Source organism: Cecembia calidifontis (assembly GCF_004216715.1).
Taxonomy (GTDB): Bacteria; Bacteroidota; Bacteroidia; order Cytophagales; family Cyclobacteriaceae; genus Cecembia_A; species Cecembia_A calidifontis.
The window spans coordinates 123,694-144,396 of the sequence record NZ_SGXG01000001.1 but is presented as its reverse complement, the minus strand read 5'-3'; the positions used below and the strand labels follow the sequence as shown (position 1 = coordinate 144,396).

General features: G+C 42.5%; 17 protein-coding genes. 11 read left to right on the top strand and 6 right to left on the bottom strand.

The window, feature by feature from the left end:
- Window positions 1-152 precede the first annotated feature (152 nt).
- Together BC751_RS00560 and BC751_RS00555 are read left to right on the top strand one after the other, a co-directional pair.
- Window positions 153-3,353 carry a S41 family peptidase gene (locus BC751_RS00560; RefSeq protein WP_130273847.1) on the top strand — a complete coding sequence of 1,067 codons (3,201 nt, stop codon included), beginning with the start codon at window positions 153-155 and terminating at the stop codon, window positions 3,351-3,353.
- Between the two features lie 295 nt (window positions 3,354-3,648).
- Window positions 3,649-4,887, top strand: coding sequence for a geranylgeranyl reductase family protein (locus BC751_RS00555; RefSeq protein WP_130273846.1), 1,239 nt, complete (start codon window positions 3,649-3,651; stop codon window positions 4,885-4,887).
- A gap of 89 nt (window positions 4,888-4,976) precedes the next feature.
- On the opposite strand, the gene BC751_RS00550 is transcribed toward BC751_RS00555, so the two are convergent.
- From BC751_RS00550 to BC751_RS00525, 6 genes are all read right to left on the bottom strand, one after another.
- Window positions 4,977-6,173: a hypothetical protein gene (locus BC751_RS00550; RefSeq protein WP_207226818.1), complete on the bottom strand. Its 1,197-nt coding sequence runs from the start codon at window positions 6,171-6,173 to the stop codon at window positions 4,977-4,979.
- A gap of 98 nt (window positions 6,174-6,271) precedes the next feature.
- The gene (locus BC751_RS00545) at window positions 6,272-6,604 is read right to left on the bottom strand and encodes a hypothetical protein (RefSeq protein WP_130273845.1); all 333 of its coding nucleotides are present in this window, start codon (window positions 6,602-6,604) and stop codon (window positions 6,272-6,274) included.
- 122 nt (window positions 6,605-6,726) lie between these two features.
- On the bottom strand, window positions 6,727-7,650 hold the full coding sequence (locus BC751_RS00540) for a DUF6340 family protein (RefSeq protein WP_242617321.1): 924 nt from the start codon (window positions 7,648-7,650) through the stop codon (window positions 6,727-6,729).
- A gap of 312 nt (window positions 7,651-7,962) precedes the next feature.
- Window positions 7,963-8,670 carry a gluconate 2-dehydrogenase subunit 3 family protein gene (locus BC751_RS00535; RefSeq protein ID WP_130273844.1) on the bottom strand — a complete coding sequence of 236 codons (708 nt, stop codon included), beginning with the start codon at window positions 8,668-8,670 and terminating at the stop codon, window positions 7,963-7,965.
- A gap of 10 nt (window positions 8,671-8,680) precedes the next feature.
- On the bottom strand, window positions 8,681-10,423 hold the full coding sequence (locus BC751_RS00530; protein ID WP_130273843.1) for a GMC family oxidoreductase: 1,743 nt from the start codon (window positions 10,421-10,423) through the stop codon (window positions 8,681-8,683).
- Between the two features lie 165 nt (window positions 10,424-10,588).
- Window positions 10,589-11,257: an arylesterase gene (locus BC751_RS00525; protein WP_130273842.1), complete on the bottom strand. Its 669-nt coding sequence runs from the start codon at window positions 11,255-11,257 to the stop codon at window positions 10,589-10,591.
- 193 nt (window positions 11,258-11,450) lie between these two features.
- On the opposite strand from BC751_RS00525, the gene BC751_RS00520 reads away from it, so the two are divergent.
- The 9 genes from BC751_RS00520 to BC751_RS00480 all read left to right on the top strand — a co-directional run bounded on the left by BC751_RS00520 (window position 11,451) and on the right by BC751_RS00480 (window position 20,683).
- Entirely contained in the window at window positions 11,451-12,128 is a 678-nt protein-coding gene (locus tag BC751_RS00520) for an ABC transporter ATP-binding protein (protein WP_130273841.1), read from the top strand.
- Window positions 12,121-14,640 (top strand): ABC transporter permease, encoded by a 2,520-nt coding sequence (locus tag BC751_RS00515; protein ID WP_130273840.1) that lies wholly within the window; start codon window positions 12,121-12,123, stop codon window positions 14,638-14,640. The genes BC751_RS00520 and BC751_RS00515 overlap by 8 nt, the downstream gene beginning before the upstream one ends.
- A gap of 199 nt (window positions 14,641-14,839) precedes the next feature.
- Window positions 14,840-15,295 carry a hypothetical protein gene (locus tag BC751_RS00510; RefSeq protein WP_130273839.1) on the top strand — a complete coding sequence of 152 codons (456 nt, stop codon included), beginning with the start codon at window positions 14,840-14,842 and terminating at the stop codon, window positions 15,293-15,295.
- A 111-nt stretch (window positions 15,296-15,406) separates the two neighbouring features.
- Window positions 15,407-17,002 (top strand): amidohydrolase family protein, encoded by a 1,596-nt coding sequence (locus BC751_RS00505; RefSeq protein WP_130273838.1) that lies wholly within the window; start codon window positions 15,407-15,409, stop codon window positions 17,000-17,002.
- Window positions 17,003-17,063: 61 nt separating this feature from the next.
- Window positions 17,064-17,867 carry an alpha/beta fold hydrolase gene (locus BC751_RS00500; protein ID WP_130273837.1) on the top strand — a complete coding sequence of 268 codons (804 nt, stop codon included), beginning with the start codon at window positions 17,064-17,066 and terminating at the stop codon, window positions 17,865-17,867.
- Between the two features lie 93 nt (window positions 17,868-17,960).
- The gene (locus BC751_RS00495) at window positions 17,961-18,410 is read left to right on the top strand and encodes a MarR family winged helix-turn-helix transcriptional regulator (RefSeq protein ID WP_130273836.1); all 450 of its coding nucleotides are present in this window, start codon (window positions 17,961-17,963) and stop codon (window positions 18,408-18,410) included.
- Between the two features lie 82 nt (window positions 18,411-18,492).
- Entirely contained in the window at window positions 18,493-19,008 is a 516-nt protein-coding gene (locus BC751_RS00490; protein ID WP_130273835.1) for a YceI family protein, read from the top strand.
- Between the two features lie 120 nt (window positions 19,009-19,128).
- Window positions 19,129-20,079 carry a ring-cleaving dioxygenase gene (locus BC751_RS00485; RefSeq protein WP_130273834.1) on the top strand — a complete coding sequence of 317 codons (951 nt, stop codon included), beginning with the start codon at window positions 19,129-19,131 and terminating at the stop codon, window positions 20,077-20,079.
- Window positions 20,072-20,683 carry an alpha/beta hydrolase gene (locus BC751_RS00480; protein ID WP_130273833.1) on the top strand — a complete coding sequence of 204 codons (612 nt, stop codon included), beginning with the start codon at window positions 20,072-20,074 and terminating at the stop codon, window positions 20,681-20,683. The genes BC751_RS00485 and BC751_RS00480 overlap by 8 nt, the downstream gene beginning before the upstream one ends.
- Window positions 20,684-20,703 lie beyond the last annotated feature (20 nt).

Below are 20,703 nucleotides of genomic sequence, written 5' to 3'. Positions count from 1 at the left end.
TGCTTCACTTTACATAAGTAAGTTTTTGTCTTTTTCAAGGGGGACGGACACTTATATTGGATATAACTTTTGTCGGTTTTACCACTGATGGGAATTCTATGGGAATATAGTTCTGCATTTTTTATTTTACAGTCGAAACTAAATCAATATTTATGAGAAATATTTTCATGTTTTTGATACTCACGCTTGTGGGGATCAAACTGCATGCGCAGGTAGAGCCATTATGGTTACGTTATCCGGCCATTTCCCCTGATGGGAAGGAGATCGTGTTCAGTTACAAAGGAGACCTTTTTAAAGTTGATGCCAAGGGGGGCACAGCAACTCCCCTGACACTTCACGAAGCCCATGACTTTATGCCTGTGTGGAGTCCTGACGGCAAACAAATTGCTTTTGCCAGTGATCGTTTCGGGAATTTCGATGTATATGTTATGCCTTCAGTGGGCGGGGAAGCCAGGAGATTGACTTTTCACTCCGGGAATGATTTTCCCTGGGATTTTACCCCTGATGGGAAGGAAGTGATTTTCAGTTCACCAAGAAATGATCTTCAGACCTCTGTGAGATTTCCAAACAAAGGTTTGTTTGGGAAGCTTTACAAAGTTCCTGTAGAGGGAGGAAGATCTGTGCTGATGTCTACTGCCGGCTTTCAAAATGCCAGTTTTGATTCAAGTGGTGAGCGGATCATTTTTCAGGACAGAAAAGGTTATGAGGATGAATGGAGGAAAAGGCATACTTCCTCTGTTACCAGGGATATTTGGATTTATGATTTAAAACAGCAAAAATATACCCAGGTCAGTGACTTTGAGGGAGAGGATAGAGAACCTCTTTTTTCAGCTGATGGCAATTCCGCTTTCTATTTAAGCGAAAAGAATGGATCTCAAAATGTTTTCAAAAGGGATCTCCTTAATGGGGCTGAGACCCAATTGACGCATTTCAATGATCATCCGGTAAGACATTTGAGCAGAAGCCGACAAGATGTACTGTCTTTTACTTGGAATGGTGAAATTTATACCTTGGAGCCGGGAGGTCAACCTGTCAAGGTGCCGGTGAAAATTTTTGCGGATTTTAGGGGGAAAGATCAAAAAATAGTTCCGGTCAACGGTGGGGCTACTGAAATGGCCCTTTCACCTAACGGGAAGGAGATTGCTTTTGTGTTCAGAGGGGAGGTATTCGTCACTTCTGTGGACAATAATCTTACCAAAAGAATTACCAATACCTCAGCTCAGGAGAGGATGCTAAGTTGGGGAGCAGATGGCCGTACGCTCTTCTATTCAACAGAAAGGGGCGAAAGCTGGGATATTTATAAGGCAAGTATTGTCAGAAATGACGAGCCTTATTTCTATGTGGCAACTTTGATCAAGGAAGAAGCGGTGATTGCTACCGAAAAGGATGATTTTCAGCCAGTTGTTTCTCCTGATGGTAAGGAGATTGCTTATCTGGAAGAACGAAATATTCTTAAGGTATTTAACATTGCCAATAAAACCTCCAGAACCATTATTCCGGCTGGAGAGAACTTCTCTTACAGTGACGGTGACCAGGATTTTACCTGGAGTCCTGACAGCAAATGGATAGTGGCCAAAAATTCTCTGGGATTGTATGGGGCCAGCCATATGGTTTTATATGATGCTGTTGGTGGCAAAGAAGGTGTTAATTTGACCAATTCAGGCTTTTCAGACGGCAGAGGACAGTTTGCTTTGAAAGGGAAAGCGCTCATTTGGGCCAATGACCGTGATGGAAAGAAACCTTTGGCACTTCAAGGTGCCAGGGAACTGGATATTTATGCTTTGTTCTTTGATCAGTCGGCCTTTGACCGATTTAAGCTGAGCAAAGCGGAATATGACCTTCTGAAAGAACAGGAAGAAAAAGACAAAGATAAAAAGAAAGAAGAAGGTCCGCTTGTCCTTGACCTCAGTGGTATTGAGAATAGGAAATTAAGACTGACCACTGGTTCTATCAACCTGTCTTCCTTTGACATGTCACCAGATGGGGATAAGCTGTATTTTATGGCGAGTTTTGAAGACCGCTATGATGTGTGGGTATTGGATACCCGTACCAAAGAATTGAAGTCTTTGGCAAAAACCAACTCGGGTCCAGGTACCATAAAATTGGATAAAGACGGCAAAAATTTATTTGTCCTTGCAAATGGAAGGCTTTCAAAGATTGAAACAGGAAATGGCAAAGTAAGTAACATTGGAATCAGTGAAGAAATGGTATTGGATGCCAGTTTGGAACGTGATTATATTTTTCATCATGCTTGGAGACAGGTAAAGAAGAAGTTTTATGATCCTTCACTTCACGGAATTGATTGGGACATGTATAGGGAAAACTACGCCCGCTTCCTTCCCCATATCAACAACAATTATGATTTCCAGGAATTATTGAGTGAGATATTGGGTGAATTGAACGCTTCCCATACCGGAGGCCGGTATTCTCATAAGGCAGACAATGGTGATGAAACAGCCTCTTTGGGGATGTTTTTTGACGAGATGTCCAATGGGCCTGGACTGAAAATCTTGGAAATCATACCTGGTGGTCCATTGGATAAAGCAAATAGCCGAGTCAAAGCGGGGCATATAATTGAGAAAATTGATGGAGTCACTTTGGGTTCTGATTTCGATTGGAACATGACTTTAAACCGTAAAGTTGATAAGTTTGTGTTGCTCTCCCTTTTTGATCCAAAAACTAACAGCAGGTGGGAAGAAACCGTGAAGCCTATTTCTCAAGGCGCAGAAAATGCCCTGCTATACAAGAGATGGGTAGAAACAATGCGTGCCATGGTGGACAAGTTAAGCAATGGAAGGATTGGTTATGTCCATGTGCAAGGGATGAATGACAATAGCTTCAGAACAGTATATGATGAGGTTTTGGGCAAAAATGCTGATAAAGAAGCCTTGATTGTAGACACCAGGTTCAATGGGGGAGGATGGCTGCATGAAGACCTTTCCAACTTCCTTGATGGCAAACCTTACGCCACCTTTAGACCTTATGGTTTTATTGCCAGGGGAGGGGAGCCAAGAGACAAATGGGCCAAACCAAGTGTGGTATTAATGAGTGAGAGCAATTATTCTGATGCCCATGCCTTTCCATATGCATATCGGGCTAAGGGAATCGGTAAACTCATCGGCATGCCGGTGCCAGGTACAAGTACAGCTGTATGGTGGGAAACCCAGATTGATCCGACAATTGTATTCGGGATACCTATGATTGCCTTCTATGGGGTCGCTGAAGATAGGCCGTTAGAGAATCTACAACTTGAACCGGATATTAAAGTAGCCACCCCATTCGAGGAAATTCTTTTTGGTAAGGATGCACAGATTGAAGCAGCGGTGAAGGAGTTGTTGAATCAAATTAATTGATGTTCATGACAATTGGAAATACCTGAAAGAAAATCAATTGTATACAAAACATGGCCTCCTAAAAGAGGCCTTTTTTTGCTTTGTTTAAGAAGAAAATACGAGGACATTCAATAGGTTTTATTTTACTTTTCTGCCAAGGCCTCGGGAATTACACCGGATTTTTTTCATAAGGCATTTTGTTTTTTTTGAGCCTTTGAAATTTTTGGCCAATTGAGGATTTGTGGGTTATTTGATGTCAGTTTAGTTTTCTAAATTACCATGCCTAAACAGGGAGGGCTATCACCTTAATTTTGCTTTGGAAGTATTCGACATTGTAATTATCGGAGCTGGACCGGCGGGGTCAACGGCAGCTTGGCATTTGTCAGGCCAAGGGCTGAAGATTGCCCTCTTGGACAAAAAAAGCTTTCCAAGAGACAAAGTTTGTGGGGATGCTTTGAGTGGAAATACCATTTTTGAGCTTAAAAAACTGGAAGATAAAGGTTTGGATCTTTCTTTTTTTGAGGTAACTGAAAATGCCTATCCTGTTGATGGGTGGAGTTTCTTTAGTCCGAAAGGCCATCGCCTGGACCTTTTTCTACCTAATGAGCAAAAAATCACCGAGGGGAAATTGAAATATCCGGGCTTTGTCAGTAAAAGATTTGATTTTGATCATTTTCTGCTCACGCCCTTGAGAAAGACGGCAAATATTGTTGTTTTTGAAAATTGTGAAGTAAAACAGATTGATTTTCATAATGATAAAGTGAAAATCATTTGTGCTGACAGGGATCTCGAAGCCAAGTTGGTCCTTGGAGCGGATGGTGCCAATTCCATTTTAGCCAGAAAGCTATGGCGGGAAAAAATTGACAGGGCACATTATTCTGCGGGCCTTAGGCAATATTTCAGAAATGTAAAGTTTGAAAGGGAAAAACAATTGATTGAGCTTCATTTTTTACCCGAGATCCTTCCGGGTTATTTTTGGATTTTTCCAATGGCCGACAACGTGGCCAATGTTGGCATCGGGATGCTTTCCTCTGAAATTGAAAAGCGTTCGATCAATCTGAAAGCGGTCATGAAAGATATTATACAGCACCATCCCAAGGTTTCCTCAAGATTTCATAAAGCAGAAGCGCTAGAATCCCCCAAGGGATTTGGTTTGCCTTTAGGCTCAAGGAAAAGCCAGGTAAGTGGGGATAGGTTTTTGTTGGTAGGGGATGCGGCTTCCCTGATTGATCCTTTTACAGGAGAAGGTATTGGCTTTGCCATGAAAAGCGGAAGATTGGCTGCCCATTTTATCCTTTCCAAATGGGGGTATCACGATTTTCATAACAATCAGGAATACGATGAAATGTTATGGAAGAAGATCGGAGGAGATATCCTTACAGCCTATAGGATTCAGAAATTGCTCCGCTTTCCCTGGTTATTTGATTGGGTGGTGAAGAAAGCCAATTCCAGCCCATCAATTTGGAACTTGCTCAACCGCATGGTATGGTATCCATCTGAAAGACAAAACCTTTCCAATCCTTTATTTTATTTTAAAGTTTTCAGGAAAAGCTAATGAAGGGTAATTTTTGTGACCTTGGTAGTAAAATCAAAAGCATTTAAAAGGGATATTGTAAAAAGTACCAAGTACCATGAACCAAGTGGTTACCTCAACCTCGCTTTAAACAATACCTCGTAATCCCTTTCCATTGCATATCTATCGGGGGAGATCCAAAGGTTGCCTTCCTGATCCACAAATTCTATCCTGCCAAGATTCTCGGGGATTTCTACAGGGATAAGGTTTCCATTTTCAGTTATCAGTGCCCATTGAGATTGATTTTTCTCATTGATCAAACGGAAGATTTCCTGAAAATCTGTGATACCATTGGTCGCATTATCATATTCTTCATCTGAAAGCCCTGTACTGTAACTTACCAATAATTGACCATCCAGCCAATTAAGTTGGTTGATAGCCCCATAGGCAAACTCCCTTGTGTCAAAACTGATCATGTTCAGATCCACTGATTTGGGATCTTTTCCTTTCATCAATTGGAAGTTGGTTATCTGCAACTGGATTTCCTTTGAAGGGTTGTTCAGGTCTTCCCATTTGTAGAAAAATATCTTAGGCTCATTTTTGAAGGCGATGTACACGCCTTCTTTGGTGGTTCTAAGTACTGGAACAGTATTGGTGACGGGGAAAATTTCGGTGGTTTTGAACCTTGAATTTTCCGGAAAAGGAATGACTCCCAAATATGAGCCCTTTGACAGGTCAATGGCTTCAAATTTGGTGCCTTCAGTAGATTCATAAAAACCAGAACCTTCAGTGTTTCTTCCTGCCATTAGCCCAAGGGCAAAGTTTGCATCCCTAAACTGAAAAACATCTGCATTTAAAATGATGAAATTCATCATGGGATCGAAATCGGGCTTAAATTGTTTTTTTAAATTGCCATTAAAATCGAAAAGGAATAAGCCTTTGGTGCCCAATAGGGCAATCTCTGTATCATTTCTGAATTGTGGCCTCCCCATCAAGTTTGGTCCTATACTTTCTGGTTGATCCCCGGATTTATTGAGGGTTTCTAGGATTTTGCCTTCATTGTCAATAAGTATTATGTCTGATTTCTGAAGATCCATGGCCAGAAATTTCTTGCCATCCGGACTGATATGGGACCAGGAAAGCATTCCAAGGTAATCCACTACCAAAGAATCCACTATTTCAATTTGATGACTTTCAACCGGATGACCGGATAAATCTTTATTTCCATTGCCGGAACAGGCCATGGTCATAAGGAATATAAGGGCTCCTAAAAGATTGAGTCCGTATTTTTTTTGGGTGTCCAAAATAGATTTTTTAGAAGTTGTCATAGAATCAAAAGTTAGTATTGAAATGAGATTAATCAAGCGGATGATTTGGTATGGAATTATCCGGGTATTTTGTTCATCTGGTAGTTTGAATTACCTTTTTACAAAGTCAAACCAGCATCATCCGGTATCTTGTCTGTAATCAGTACATGGGATGCCCCTCTGACAGAAGCTTCTTCTAAAAGTTTTTTCTTTGCCCTATTGTTCAGGTCATTCATGGCTGAAAAAACAGTCACTCCACGGGCCTTGGAATAGGCATCTCCTATCTCAATCAAGCCTTCTGTTTCGGAATAATCATACAAAAGACGAATGTCAGATGCTTTGGTAAAGCCATTGATTTCTATTCGCCCAATAAACTGACCAAAAGTATCATGGATTGGGCCCATGTTCAATAAGATAAAAAAAATGGGGAGGATTCTAAAGGTTGTTTTCATTACAAAATTAGTTTTTACTAAAACTAATCTGTTCTTCCATGAAAACCAAAAAATCCGACCCAAAATAAAAAAAATAATTGGATCGGATTCTCAATTTATACTTATCAAAAAAACTTCGATTTCTAATTTCGGTCAAGCTGATTTCTTACGATGGCATCCTGGTTGATCCTCCTTTGGAGATTTCCAGCATAATTTCTGCCCTCTCTGAACCCATACTCTGTAAATGACTTGCCCGCCCAATACCTGGCTTCTTCCAGTTCTCCTAAGACTTCATACGCAAGGGCCACATTGTAAGCCATTCGACCTCCTTCTTTGGTACTGTGCGGTAGATTTAAGCCCTGCTGCCAGGTTTCAAGTGCATCTTCCCATCTCCCGACCTGTGCTAACCTGGAACCCTTGGCAAGGGAAAAGTTGGATTTTGGTTTGAAATACATGGAGCGGGTTATAGTAATAGGCATAGGGGCTATTCTTCTTGCATAGCTCGCTCCTGCCATCCTTCCGACAAACTGTGTTGCCCTTGCTTTATCTATTAGCATTGCTGCCGCCTGAAGTCTCGTCTCCGCTTCTGCGGACCAAAGATTGGTTTTGTCATAATTGACCTGATCAAAAATATTTCTGGTTTGTGGATCATAAAATCTGAAACCCGCACTTACCGAAGCAACACCTTCCATATAGACTCCCATCACTTCTACCTGTCTGGCTTCTCTTCCTGTACCAACTGTTTTTTTGATCATCTGCCTTTTGTCAGTCACGATGAAATCGGAAGAAAACTTTTCCAGGATCAAGACCGCGTCTACTTGATATTGATCGCAGAGACCTTCCACCTGTGGCCAGGTCAATGGTGTGGGGAAAGTTTGGGCAAATAACCCTCCCACCAATCTTTCTCTTGCACGTATCACTTCAAATCTTGGGGATTGGTTAAGCTCCTGCTGTATGGTAGTCAGGGTGGCTTCTGCAGCATTCTTAACTTCAAATGGGGCTTCACCCGTTAGGATACATTGGATAACGGATACCGTTTCATTTTGAGGTGCTGTTCTGTCTACCAATAAGATCCGCTATACATGGGAAGGCACGGTAATTTCTGCAGGTGCCATTCTGTTCATGGTCACCGTACTTGTGCAGGAAAAATGTAGCGATACTACTAATAAAATGAAAAAGGAAAAGGTTTTATGTTTCATATTCAGCCTAAATCAATCTACTTAATGATGCCTTTAAAACTGTAAAGGTTGCAAGAAATCAGGGGATTATAAAATTATTTACTTTGCGGTCAGGATTGACTGCTTCCCATGCCAAAAAATGCTTTATAAACCAAAAAGACTTGGCTCCCAGAAGTCCAAGTCTTTTTGATAGGTTATGTTCTATGCGATCAAATTTCCTTCATTGTCCCATTCTGCTACTTTGCCCCTTTCCTCTGGTTTGAGGTAAAGTGCCATGTATTTTTCAGGATATTCAAAGCCATGTTTTTTCAGTACTTCATCGGGTACACCGTCCCATACATTGGGTGTGTTGCCTTTATAACCTAAGTATTTGAAGCCCATTTCTGTAGTGAAGTAGCCTGTGGCCGTTAGGTTCCTTAAGGTATTGAAAAAACGCACCTGCCCTATCAGCTCAGGAGCAGCTTTATCAGGCCAAGCAATCAGGTCAATGACTTCCAGTCTTTCTTTTTCCGATAAGTCCAGAAAGTTTTTTCCATAGTTGTCTATGCTATAATTGTCCAGCCACATCAGACCGCCTCGGACAGGTGTTTGAAAACTTGGGTTTTCCTTCATCATAAATTCAATGAAATCCGGTACGCCAGCCTCGGTGGCGCTTCCCGATTCATTGTCTGCAGGGATGATGATGTCTACCAAAACATCCAGTTTTTCCCTTTCCTCATCCGTAAAGAAAGTCTCCGATAGTAGCTTTTGGTCTCTTGCTATTTCTTCCAGTGTCCTTCCCCCAGGCGTTCCTCCTGCAATTTTTGGAGAAAAGTCGGGCTCTTTGTCCTTTGGGTTACAATGTGTCAATAATAATCCGGATGCCAGTGATCCGGTGAATAGGAGTTTAAGATTTTCTCTTCTGTTCATGGCTCCGGTATTAAATGTTTTTCTTTTTCAATTCATCAACAATGTATTCCGAGGTTCTCCATGCCAAGGCCAAAATGGTCCAAGTTGGATTTTTATCTGCTTGGGAAACAAAAGGTCCCGCGTCCACCACAAAAAGGTTTTTGCAGTCATGGGCCTGACAGTTGCTGTTCAGTACAGAAGTGGCCGGGTTATTCCCCATTCGGGTGGTTCCTACTTCATGGATGATTCTGCCGGGTGCTGCCAGTCCATACATGGTTTCTGGCCCTGGTTTTTTGCCAAGTAAAATTGCGCCGGCTTCAGTGAGGATTTCTTCAAAAGTGTCCTGCATGTGTTTCGCCTGTTTGATTTCCTGATCCGTCCATTTGTAATGAAACTTCAGGACAGGAATGCCATATTTGTCCACTACATTATTGTCTATCTCACAGTAGTTGCTGTATTGGGGAATGCTTTCCCCTCTACCTGACATCCCCAAGGTAGAACCATATAATTTCCGGATATCTTTTTTCAATCCTTCCCCATATCCTCCATTGGGAGAAGGGTTGCCAAACTCATCTTTGATGTATTTTCTCATGGTATCCATTGAGGAGCCAAAGCCGTAAGAAGGTATGCCCATTCCTCCCCAATATTCTATATGATAGCCTCTTGCAAAGTCCAGTTTCTTGTTCTCCAACCACCAAGGTGTATACACATGCATGCCGCCTACACCGTCTTCATTGTACCTTGGTCGGTCGATCATTTCCGGTAAAATTCCCATCCTGTCGGCTCCGGTGGAATCGTGTAAGTACCGACCCACCATTCCACTGCTGTTTCCTACTCCGTTTGGATGGGATTTGGATTTGGAATTCAACATGATTCGGGCAGATTCACAGGCTGAGGCACCCAGCACGACCACTCTTCCTCTGACCTTGTATTCCTTCATGTCTACCTTGCTGATATAGGAAACCCCTGTGGCTTTTCCCGTCTCATCGGTAGTGACTGTTCTGACCATGGCATGGGTGTAGAGATCGACTTTACCTTTGGCCATCGCTGGTTTGATCAGTACTGTTCCTGATGAAAAATCCGCATATGCCTGACAAGCCCTGTTACATTGGCTACAGAAAAAGCATACGCCTCGCTCATTATTGACAGGCCTGGTGAGAATGGAAAGTCTGGAAGGTATGACAGGAATATTAGCTTTTTTTGCACCTTTCATAAAATAGAGCTCGTGCAGCCTAGGCTTGGGAGGAGGGAGAAAGAAGCCGTCCGGCTCATTGTAAATGCCTTCTTTGGAGCCAAATACCCCGATAAGCTTGTCCACCTTGTCATAGTATGGCTTAATATCGTCATAACCAATCGGCCAGTCGTCGCCTAATCCATCAATGGATTTTCTTTTGAAATCATTGGGGCCAAATCTTAAGGAGATCCTTCCCCAGTGGTTGGTCCTTCCTCCCAGCATCCTTGACCTGAACCAATCAAAAGAGGTTCCTTCAGCCCTTGTATAGGGTTCTCCCTCAATGTCCCAACCGCCAATGGCCTGATCAAAATCTCCAAAGGGCCTGATGCGGGTTCCAGCTCCTCTTCTTGGAGATTCCCAAGGTGGCCTCAATTGTGTCCTGTCTTCTTCTTTGGCGGGGTCAAAGTCCCCCCCAGCTTCCAACAAGGCGACGGAAAGGCCTGCCTCAGAAAGGATTTTGGAGGCCATGCCGCCCCCGGCACCGGAACCTACTATGATCACGTCATAAGCCTCTCCGGAAGATATGATTTCAAAACTCATGTTTTATAAAATTTTCGACTTTCTGACTACAATTTTGTTAAAAAATAATACAATTCAAATTACTTGTTGAGAATAGATTTACCATAGTCAATTCCTGCAGCAAGAATGTAAGAAATAGTCAAGTGAAAATTCTACCTACCAAGGCCTGAGAGTTTGTGATGAGTGTCAGATCAGGTCCTTCAAATGTTCCCAAACTGTTTCAAATACAATCCGGTGTCCTTCTTCTGTGGGATGGATGCCGTCAGGTAAATTAAGGTCAGCATTTCCTGCCACACCTTCCAATAAAAACGGAATAAGGTGTACATTTTCTTCCTGGGCGATTGCAGGATACATTTCCTGAAATTCTTTGATGTATTCTGGACCCATATTGGGCGGAATCTGCATTCCAGCAAGAAGGATGACGGTATCAGGGAATTTTTGTCTGACCTTTTGGATAATTGCTTTGAGGTTACTTTTGGTTTCGCTGAGGGTAATGCCTCTGAGTCCATCATTTGCTCCAAGTTCCAATACAAAAATGGCAGGCTCTTCTTCCAGGAACCAATCCAGCCTGGTAAGTCCACTGGCAGAAGTGTCCCCGCTTAGCCCGGCATTGATAACCTTGTAATTCATGCCCAGGCTGTCGATGGCATGCTGCACCAAACCGGGGAAAGCATCTTCTGCCTCGATGCCATAACCTGCTGTCAGGCTGTTTCCGTAAAAAAGAATCAATTTTTTGGGTCCTTCTTCTTTAACCTCTTGAGCGGTAGTTGCCTCAGTGGATTTTTCTTCCTTTGGGGATGAACATGAAAAAATGGAAATGGTCAGTGTAAGCAGGATTGAAATTTTTCTTATCATGATATGAGCTATTGTGAAAGGAGGTTACTTTGTTGGTGGGAAGTTATTTTTTGATGGTTCCTCTCCAAATTTACAATTTTCAAAGCAAAAGAGACAAAGCTCATCCTTTCCTGTTATCTTTATTTCCAACGGAATAAACCTTTTATCCGTTTCAAATTGTTAAGTTTCAAAAATCAGCATATTCCATCATTTCATGAGCGTATTAAGTGTAAAAAAAGTTTCCAAAACCTACCAAAGTGGAAGCAGAAAACTTACTGTTTTGGACAGTGTGAACTTCGAAATTGAGCCAGGGGAAAGCATAGCTATAGTTGGTCCTTCAGGAAGCGGGAAAACTACCTTGCTGGGGCTGTGCGCAGGTTTGGATTCTGCTACAGAAGGCTCTGTAGTTTTGAATGGAAATGCTTTTGAAAAATTATCTGAGGACCAAAGAGCAGCCATCAGGAATCAGTATGTGGGCTTTATTTTCCAAAATTTTCAGCTTTTGCCTACCCTGACTGCCTTGGAAAATGTCATGGTGCCGCTTGAACTTAAAAAAAGAAAAGATGCCAGGGAAAAGGCCGCCGCACTTTTGGAGAAAGTCGGATTAGGGGACAGGTTGACCCACTATCCTACACAGCTTTCCGGGGGAGAACAACAGCGGGTTTCCATTGCCAGGGCATTTGCCAATGAACCCAAAATACTTTTTGCAGATGAACCTACGGGAAATTTGGACACGGAAACAGGAGATATGATTGAAGACCTGATTTTTGAGCTGAATAAGGAACAGGGTACAACTTTGGTATTGGTCACCCATGACCCCGAACTCGCAAAAAGGACCAATAGAATCATTCAGATAAAAGGAGGAAGAATTCAGGAGGATACCCATGTTTGATTTTTCTTGGATAATCAAAATGGCCTTCAGGGATTTCAGGAAGAATTTCTCAAGGCTACTGCTCTTTACGTCATCCATGGTGGTAGGCATTGCCGCACTCGTGGGTATTAGTTCTTTTGGAGAAAATCTTAAAAAGGACATTGATAAACAATCCAAAGAACTCGTGGGGGCAGACTTGGTGCTGAGCAAAAGCAGTCCTATGGGGCCTCAAGGTCCAGATAGCCTGGCTCTGCAGGTGGCCAATGAGGTAAACTTTGCCAGCATGGTGGTCTTCCCATCAACAGGCGAAAGCCGATTGACCCAGGTTAGGGCATTGGAAGGGGATTTCCCTTTTTACGGAAAGCTTGAGACAACACCTTTGGAGGCAGAGACCACTTTCCGTGAGGGAGGAAGAAAAGCACTGGTAGAAAAAATCCTTCTGGCCCAGTTCAATGCTTCCGTTGGGGATAGTATCAAAGTGGGAGAGTTGACTTTTGTGATTGAGGGAGAACTCCAGAAAGCACCGGGTCAGACGGGCATCACCGCGACAGTTGCTCCAGCAGTTTACATTCCCATGGAATATGTGGAAGCAACAGGGCTGATCCAATATGGAAGCCGTTTGAGGTATGAGAGGTATTATGAATTTCCTGATGAGGTCAATGCGGATGAATTGATCAAAAGCTATGAAACAGAATGGGAAGAAGCGAGAATTGATGCAGATTCGGTAGATGAAAGAAGGAGAAGAACTGGCCGTTCTTTTGAGAATCTTGCCAGTTTTCTGAGCTTGGTGGCTTTCATTGCCCTGCTTTTAGGTTGTGTAGGAGTAGCCAGTGCTGTCAATGTTTTTGTCAAAGAAAAGCTGCCCTCTGTTGCGGTATTGAGGTGTCTTGGCGTATCTGCAGGTACTGCAATTACCATATACCTATTTCAGATTCTCATTATGGGTTTGATAGGGGCGGTGCTTGGGGCATTTTTGGGCTCCATTCTTCAGTTTATTTTGCCGGTGGTTTTTGCTGATTTTCTACCCGTGGATGTAACCGTTCAGGTTTCCTGGAAGAGTGTGGCCTTTGGTATTGTTACGGGAATTTTGGTTGCCATGCTTTTCGCGCTTTTACCCCTTTTGAAAATCAGGAAGGTATCACCTATGGCAACTTTGAGACCGGAAGAAGGTGACACCAGTATCAAAAAGGATGCCTGGAGATGGGGGGTGATTGCCGGGATCATTTTGTTTGTGTTCGGCTTCAGCTTTTACCTGCTCAATGGCTGGAAGGAAGCCTTAGGTTTTACAGGATTTGTTATTCTCGCATTTCTCGCTTTGTGGTCGGTTGCATTGGGAATAATGTGGCTCATCAGAAGGTCTCTTCCCATCAGTTTGCGGTACACGGTCAGACAATCTCTTGCCAATCTGTACCGACCAAACAATCAGACGGTGTCTTTGATTGCCACCATAGGGCTGGGCACAGCGATGATCAGTACCTTATTTTTTGTGCAGAATCAGTTGTTGGATGAAGCCAAGTTTGCTGATAAAGAAGATCAGCCCAATATGCTGCTTTTTGATATTCAGAGTCATCAGATTGATGCAGTCGCTGAAAAGATCAGGTCCAAAGGCCTTCCGATATTGCAGCAGGTGCCAATTGTGACCATGGGCCTAGAGTCTATCAATGGCCTTACCAAAAAAGCCAACGATACTTTGCCGGAAAATGAGCGGAGATCAAGAGGACTTTATAATCGGGAATTCCGGGTGACTTACAGGGATACCTTGATCAGCTCGGAGCGCTTGGTCAGAGGGGAGTTGAGACAAGTCAAGCAGGCGGGTGACTCGGTATTTATTTCAGTGGACCAAGGATATGCCATGCGCACTGGCATCAAATTGGGAGATGAGATTGTTTTTAATGTTCAGGGCAGACCCATCAAAACTTATGTGGGCAGTTTCAGGGATGTTAAATTCAATCAGGTTTCGACCAATTTTTTGGTGCTTTTTCCTGAAAATGTGCTGAACAATGCACCTAAATTCCATGTCCTGATCACCAAGACGAAAAATGACAGGCAGGCAGCAGATGTGCAGGCGGAAGTGGTCCGGGAATTTCCCAATATTTCTGTCATCAATTTAGGAGCAATAGTTGAAACCCTGGAAGAGATCTTGGGCAAAATCAGTTTTGTGATTCAATTTATGGCCTTTTTCAGTATTGTGACGGGAATACTTGTGCTGATTTCCTCCTTGATTATCAGCAAATACCAAAGGATGCGGGAAAGTATTTTGTTGAGGACTATTGGGGCAAGCAGTGGAACCGTCAGCAAGATCAATACCCTTGAATATTTCTTTTTGGGTTCCCTTGCTTCCTTAAGCGGGATTTTATTGTCCTTTTTGGCCACCTTTTTGTTAAGCCGTTTTGTCTTTGAATTGCCTTTTAGGGGAGCATATGAGGAGGCTTTGGTAATTTATTTGGCCATTACACTCTTGACAGTGGTATTGGGCTGGCTTAATGGGAGAAAAATCATCAAGATGGCTCCGATGGAGATTTTAAGGGCTTGATAGGGTGCCGGCTTGAAGGAAGTCAGCGCTTGGATCAAAACCAAGGGATTTCATGTTAGTTTAGCGTGAGGATGCCGCCTGGTAGGATTTCTTATGCAGGATGAAGAAAGATTGCGTCAAACCATGTACCATTGAAAACAATAGTTTTGCCGAAACAAAAAAACTATTACCTTAGCTGAATGTCTAAATTTTAAATGGTATGAATTTTCTTAAATCCTTTTTCTTTCTGGTTGCATTTTCAACTTTCATTTGTATTCAAGCTGAGGCACAAAGCAAGCTTAGGCCTACCCATGTGGGGATTTATCATTCAGGATTGGTTGGTCAAGTAGCGATTGGTACTGATTTGAACCAAAAGTATTTTGGGGATTTCCGGTTTCAGGCTACTGATCTATTGGAGACAAATTTTGGTGTGGAAGGTGCCATTCATAGGAATTTATTTCAAGATGATTGGTTCAATTTTCATGTCGGTTTTATGGCAGGCTATTATTTCGATGGAGGTATCCGGTTAGGTTTACCTGTTGGCTTCAGTATCATGCCATTTGAAAACCACAGAAGGCTGGCTATTTTATTGGAAGCTTCTCCCAATGTTTTCCTGGAAAGTGAGTTTATTAACTTAAGAGCAAACGTAGGGATTCGCTATACTTTTAGGAATTAGTGCTTTTAGGTAAAAACGATAGATCTTCAGACCGCTTTTCTGCAAAAGGATAAGCGGTTTTTTTATTACCTGTGAAATCAGTATTTTAACCCTATTAAGCACATATTTACTATGAAGAAATCTTTGATCCTGTTGTTTTTGGGCCTGATGGCCTTTCCCTTTGGGATATTTTCCCAAATTATGCCAGCTCCCGAAAGAAAAGAAGGAGAGGGGCCTTACAATAAATTGATTGTCCGCGGTGTGACTTTGATTGATGGAACCGGAGCACCTCCTATCGGGCCGGTCGATATCGTGGTGGAGAAAAATAAAATCATGGATGTAAGGGTGGTGGGGTATCCCGGTTTGCCTATTAAAGAGGACCGAAGGCCTCAGGCAGGGGCAAATGATAAAGTTATGGATCTCGAAGGGCATTACCTGTTGCCAGGTTTTATAGATATGCATGGGCATGTTGGAGGGACAGGTCAGGGAACTCCGGCTGAATATGTTTTTAAGCTTTGGATGGCCCATGGGATCACCACAGTCAGGGATCCTGCCGCCAGCAATGGTTTGGATTGGGTGTTGGACCATAAAAGAAAATCCTCCACCAATACGATCACTGCGCCAAGGTTATTGGCTTACACGGTTTTTGGACAAGGTGCTACCAAACCTATCACTACTGCTGAAGAAGCAAAGGCTTGGGTCAACGAAAACAAGAGAAGGGGAGGAGATGGCATTAAATTTTTTGGTGCAAAGCCTGAAGTGATGCAGGCAGCCTTGGAAGAAAACAAAAGGATAGGTCTCCGTTCTGCTATGCACCATGCTCAAATGGACGTGGCGAGGTGGAATGTGCTGCATTCAGCCAGGGCGGGTCTGACTACGATGGAGCATTGGTATGGACTTCCGGAGGCATTGTTTACAGATAGGACCATTCAGGATTACCGCCTGGATTATAATTATCAGAATGAGCAGCACCGGTTTGCCGAAGCAGGAAAGTTATGGAAGCAAGCAGCGGCTCCCTATTCTGATCATTGGAATAAGGTGATGCAGGAATTGTTGGACCTGGATTTTACCATTGTACCCACTTTCAATATTTATGAGGCAAACAGGGATCTGATGAGAACAAGGAGGGCGGAATGGCATGACGAATATACTTTGCCTTCTTTATGGAGGTTTTACAGCCCCAACAGGGAGTCCCATGGTTCCTATTGGTTTGACTGGACCACAGAGGAGGAAATCCAGTGGAAGGAGAATTACCAACTTTGGATGACTTTTATCAATGAATACAAAAACAGAGGGGGAAGGGTGGTCACGGGTTCAGATTCCGGATTCATTTATCAGCTGTATGGATTTGCTTATATACGTGAAATGGAGATGCTAAGGGAGGCAGGATTCCATCCTCTTGAGGTGATCCGGGCATCCACACTCAAGGCTGCTGAAGCCATCGGTATGGAAAAGGAAATCGGTTCTGTGGAGGTTGGAAAGCTAGCTGACTTTGTGATTTTGGAAGAAAATCCTCTTCAGAACCTGAAAGTTTTGTATGGAACAGGTGCGATAAGGATCAATGACAGCAATGAGCCTATCAGGGTAGGGGGAGTAAAGTATACCGTTAAGGATGGAATTGTCTATGATGCTAAACAACTCCTTGAAGATGTGCGTACAATTGTGAACCAACATAAGGCAAGAGAAGCTTCCCGAAAATTGAAGCAGCCTGGCCTTGATTGGGAATGATCAGTTTTGAAAGCTGGATTGGATTAACCTTGCTTAGCCGTTGCAAAAAAAATAGAATATTATGCCTCTGATTCAAGTCAACAACACGAAACTCTACTATGTCAAAGAAGGCAATGGGGCTGAAACTATTGTTTTTTCCCATGGGCTTTTGTGGAGCCATAAAATGTTTGAGTCACAGATTGATTTTTTTAAGAAAAAGTACACCGTAATGGCCTATGACCACAGGGGGCAAGGACAGTCTGAGGTAACTGAAGGACCTTATGACATGGACATGCTGACACAAGATGCCCTGGAGCTCATTGATCAAATAGCGGGAAAACCGGTACATTTTGTTGGCCTTTCTATGGGAGGTTTTGTAGGCATGCGCCTTGCGGCAAGGTATCCGGACAAAATCAAAAGCCTGATACTCCTTGAAACCTCAGCCAATCCTGAACCTGTAGAAAACCTTCCGAAATACAAGTTTCTAAATGGTATTGTGAAATGGTTTGGTGTGATTCCCAAAGTCGCCAAGGAAGTAATGAAAATCATGTTTGCCCAAAGTTGGTTAGAGAACCCAAAAAATAAAGAAGCCTACAAAAAGTGGATCAAAGAGCTGCAATCTAACAAAAGATCTATCACAAGATCCGTGGAAGCGGTAATCTACCGAAAAGGGGTGGAAGAAGAAATCCGAAACATCCAATGCCCGACCATGGTGGTGGTAGGAGATGAGGATGTAGCCACAAAGCCTGAAAAAGCCAAATTCATACAAATGTCCATTCCCAACGCAGTACTCCATATGGTTCCGGGGGCAGGCCATAGCAGTTGTATAGAAAAACCTGATGAGATCAATAAGCTTATCAGCGAATGGTTAGAGCAATTTTCCTGATCTTTTGAAGAAATTTTGAAAAAAAGAAACAGGCTACTGAACTTTTTTATACATTTGTATGTATATACATTAAATACATAAACAGTTTATCCCATGAAAATTGAGGAGGCAATCAAGCAAAAGGAATTCAAAGACTCATACAATAAGGCCGTAGTAAATTTGTTATTTACCCACAGTCATATTGTTTCCAAGCAGAGCAACCTTTTCAAGCCATTTGGGCTATCTCCAGAGCAGTACAATGTGCTCAGGATACTTCGGGGACAAAATGGAAACCCGATCACGGTATCCTCCATTCAGGACAGGATGTTGAACAAGATGTCCAATGCCTCCCGATTGGTGGAAAAGCTCAAGCAGAAAAATCTGGTGGTCAGGGAAGAATGTCCGACAGATAGGAGGCAGGTTGATATTCTTATTACCCCAAAAGGGCTTGAAGTTCTAGAGAAATTGGAAAGCGCCATTTACAAGCTCAACCGTGAGCTGGTTCAGTTAACTGAGGAAGAGGTGGAACAATTGAATTTTCTTTTGGATAAGCTTAGGGGATAAAAAATTTAAACAATTCAGTGTATAGACAATTAATGTATATAAGGATTTAAGATTCACTTAAAACAAATAAACAAACAAAGCTATGAGTACAACTGCAAAATGGGTGATCGACCCAACACATTCCGAAGTTTCATTTAAAGTAAAACACCTGGTGATCTCAACGGTAACCGGTTATTTTAGAAAGTTTGAAGGTGCTGCTGAAACCACTTCTGATGATTTCAATGGTGCTAAAGTCTCATTTTCTGCTGACATAGACAGTATTGATACCAATCAGTCTGACAGAGATGGACATTTGAAGTCTGATGATTTCTTCAATGCCGAGAAATTTCCAAAAATGACTTTCTCCGGTGTATTGGAAGGAAGTACCCTTAAAGGAGATTTGACCATCAGGGATATCACCAAAACAGTAACAATGGATGTGGACTTTGGAGGTGTGGCCACTGACCCTTATGGCAATACCAAAGCAGGTTTCGAGATCGAAGGTAAAATTTCCAGAAAAGAATTCGGTTTGATGTGGAACGCTGTGACTGAAGCAGGAAGCGTAGTTGTTTCTGATCAGGTTAGAATCCTTTTGAGCGTTCAGCTCGTTAAGCAATAATTAGGTGTTTGGTTGAGTTGATTAAACAAGGTTGTCGGTGGGGCATACTGTTGCTGATGTCCCCCGGTAACCATAATCAATCATTCATTTAGTCAAAAATAATCAAATAAATTCACTATCATGTCTACACTAATCACTGGTATCCATCATATCACCGCTATTGCAGGCAATCCCCAAAAAAACATTGATTTTTATACCGGGATTTTAGGCCTGAGGATGGTTAAGAAGACCATTAACTTTGATGCGCCTGATGTTTATCATTTCTATTTTGGAGATGAGTTGGGTGCGCCGGGAACGGTCTTTACTACATTCCCCTTTGATGGTGCCAGAAAAGGGACCAAAGGGACAGGTGAACTGACTTACACAGCATTTTCTATTTCAAGCCAATCTCTTTCTTTTTGGATGGACCGTTTGGCCCAATTCAATATTCCAACTTCTACTCCACTCACTAGATTTGGAGAAAAGGTCCTCAGGTTTGAAGACCATGATGGGATGGGAATTGAGCTTATCGCCAATGATCGGGATTCAAGAAAAGGTTGGACTTATGGAACAATACCTTTGGAGTATTCGATAAGGGGTTTTTATGGGGCGACCTTGAATCTTAAAGCAAAAGAACTTACTGAAAAATTGCTCACCCAATTTATGGATTACAAGTTCATTGCTGAAGAACAGGGTAGATATAGGTATGGTACAGAAGGAAAGCCGGGAGATATTGTTGACATAGTAGTGGATAAAGACGGGCGTCAAGGAATTCAAAGTGCAGGTACTGTACACCATATTGCCTTTAGGACAGATAATGAGGCTACCCAATTGAAAATCCAGAAAAAACTTCTTGATAATGGCTATCATGTTACTGAAGTAAAGGATAGAAACTACTTCAAATCCATTTATTTCCGTGAGCCGGGAGGAGTTTTGTTTGAAATTGCAACAGATGAGCCAGGGTTTGCCATAGATGAGGATGAAAAGCTTCTTGGAGAGGCATTGAAGCTGCCTTTATGGGCAGAGCCTCACAGAGAAAGGATTGAAAAAAGCCTGGCCAAAGTAACGATTAACCTTGAAAAATATGCCTGATATAGTGTATAAAGGGAAGCCATTGGAAGAGGCTGAAAAGGTTGCCATAATGGTACATGGCAGGGGAGGTAATACTGCCAGTATTTTAGGACTGGCTGATCACCTTCATTTGGATGAATTTGCTTTGGTCGCTCCACAGGCTCCAGGGAATACCTGGTATCCTTATAGCTTCATGGCTCCTGATCAAAACAATGAGCCCGCTTTTTCCAATTCATTGAAAACTTTGGATGGGATCGTGGAGGATTTGAAATCTAAAGGGTTTTCATCAGAGCAGATTTATTTTATAGGCTTTTCACAGGGAGCTTGCCTTTCTTTGGAATATAGTGCCCAATATGCCCAAAAATGGGGTGGGGTGATTGCCTTTACAGGTGGTTTGATTGGTGAGAAGTTTAACCCTACTAAATATAAGGGTGATTTTGACGGTTGTCCGGTATTCTTCGGCTCAAGCCAACAGGACATGCATGTTCCCTTATCCAGAATTGAAGAATCTGCGGCTCAATTTGAAAAAATGGGTGCGCAGGTCAAAACCTTGATTTTTCAGGATACCCTGCATACCATCAGGGAGGCAGAGGTTAACTGGGTAAATGAGAATATCTTGAAATAAATTCAATACTAAACGAACTA

Coding starts and splice junctions, on each gene's coding strand:
- BC751_RS00510 (WP_130273839.1), top strand. CDS start 14,840: ATGAATTTTCTTAAATCCTTTTTCTTTCTGGTTGCATTTTCAACTTTC.
- BC751_RS00520 (WP_130273841.1), top strand. CDS start 11,451: ATGAGCGTATTAAGTGTAAAAAAAGTTTCCAAAACCTACCAAAGTGGA.
- BC751_RS00505 (WP_130273838.1), top strand. CDS start 15,407: ATGAAGAAATCTTTGATCCTGTTGTTTTTGGGCCTGATGGCCTTTCCC.
- BC751_RS00525 (WP_130273842.1), bottom strand. CDS start 11,257: ATGATAAGAAAAATTTCAATCCTGCTTACACTGACCATTTCCATTTTT.
- BC751_RS00515 (WP_130273840.1), top strand. CDS start 12,121: ATGTTTGATTTTTCTTGGATAATCAAAATGGCCTTCAGGGATTTCAGG.
- BC751_RS00495 (WP_130273836.1), top strand. CDS start 17,961: ATGAAAATTGAGGAGGCAATCAAGCAAAAGGAATTCAAAGACTCATAC.
- BC751_RS00550 (WP_207226818.1), bottom strand. CDS start 6,173: ATGACAACTTCTAAAAAATCTATTTTGGACACCCAAAAAAAATACGGA.
- BC751_RS00530 (WP_130273843.1), bottom strand. CDS start 10,423: ATGAGTTTTGAAATCATATCTTCCGGAGAGGCTTATGACGTGATCATA.
- BC751_RS00490 (WP_130273835.1), top strand. CDS start 18,493: ATGAGTACAACTGCAAAATGGGTGATCGACCCAACACATTCCGAAGTT.
- BC751_RS00480 (WP_130273833.1), top strand. CDS start 20,072: ATGCCTGATATAGTGTATAAAGGGAAGCCATTGGAAGAGGCTGAAAAG.
- BC751_RS00500 (WP_130273837.1), top strand. CDS start 17,064: ATGCCTCTGATTCAAGTCAACAACACGAAACTCTACTATGTCAAAGAA.
- BC751_RS00535 (WP_130273844.1), bottom strand. CDS start 8,670: ATGAACAGAAGAGAAAATCTTAAACTCCTATTCACCGGATCACTGGCA.
- BC751_RS00545 (WP_130273845.1), bottom strand. CDS start 6,604: ATGAAAACAACCTTTAGAATCCTCCCCATTTTTTTTATCTTATTGAAC.
- BC751_RS00560 (WP_130273847.1), top strand. CDS start 153: ATGAGAAATATTTTCATGTTTTTGATACTCACGCTTGTGGGGATCAAA.
- BC751_RS00485 (WP_130273834.1), top strand. CDS start 19,129: ATGTCTACACTAATCACTGGTATCCATCATATCACCGCTATTGCAGGC.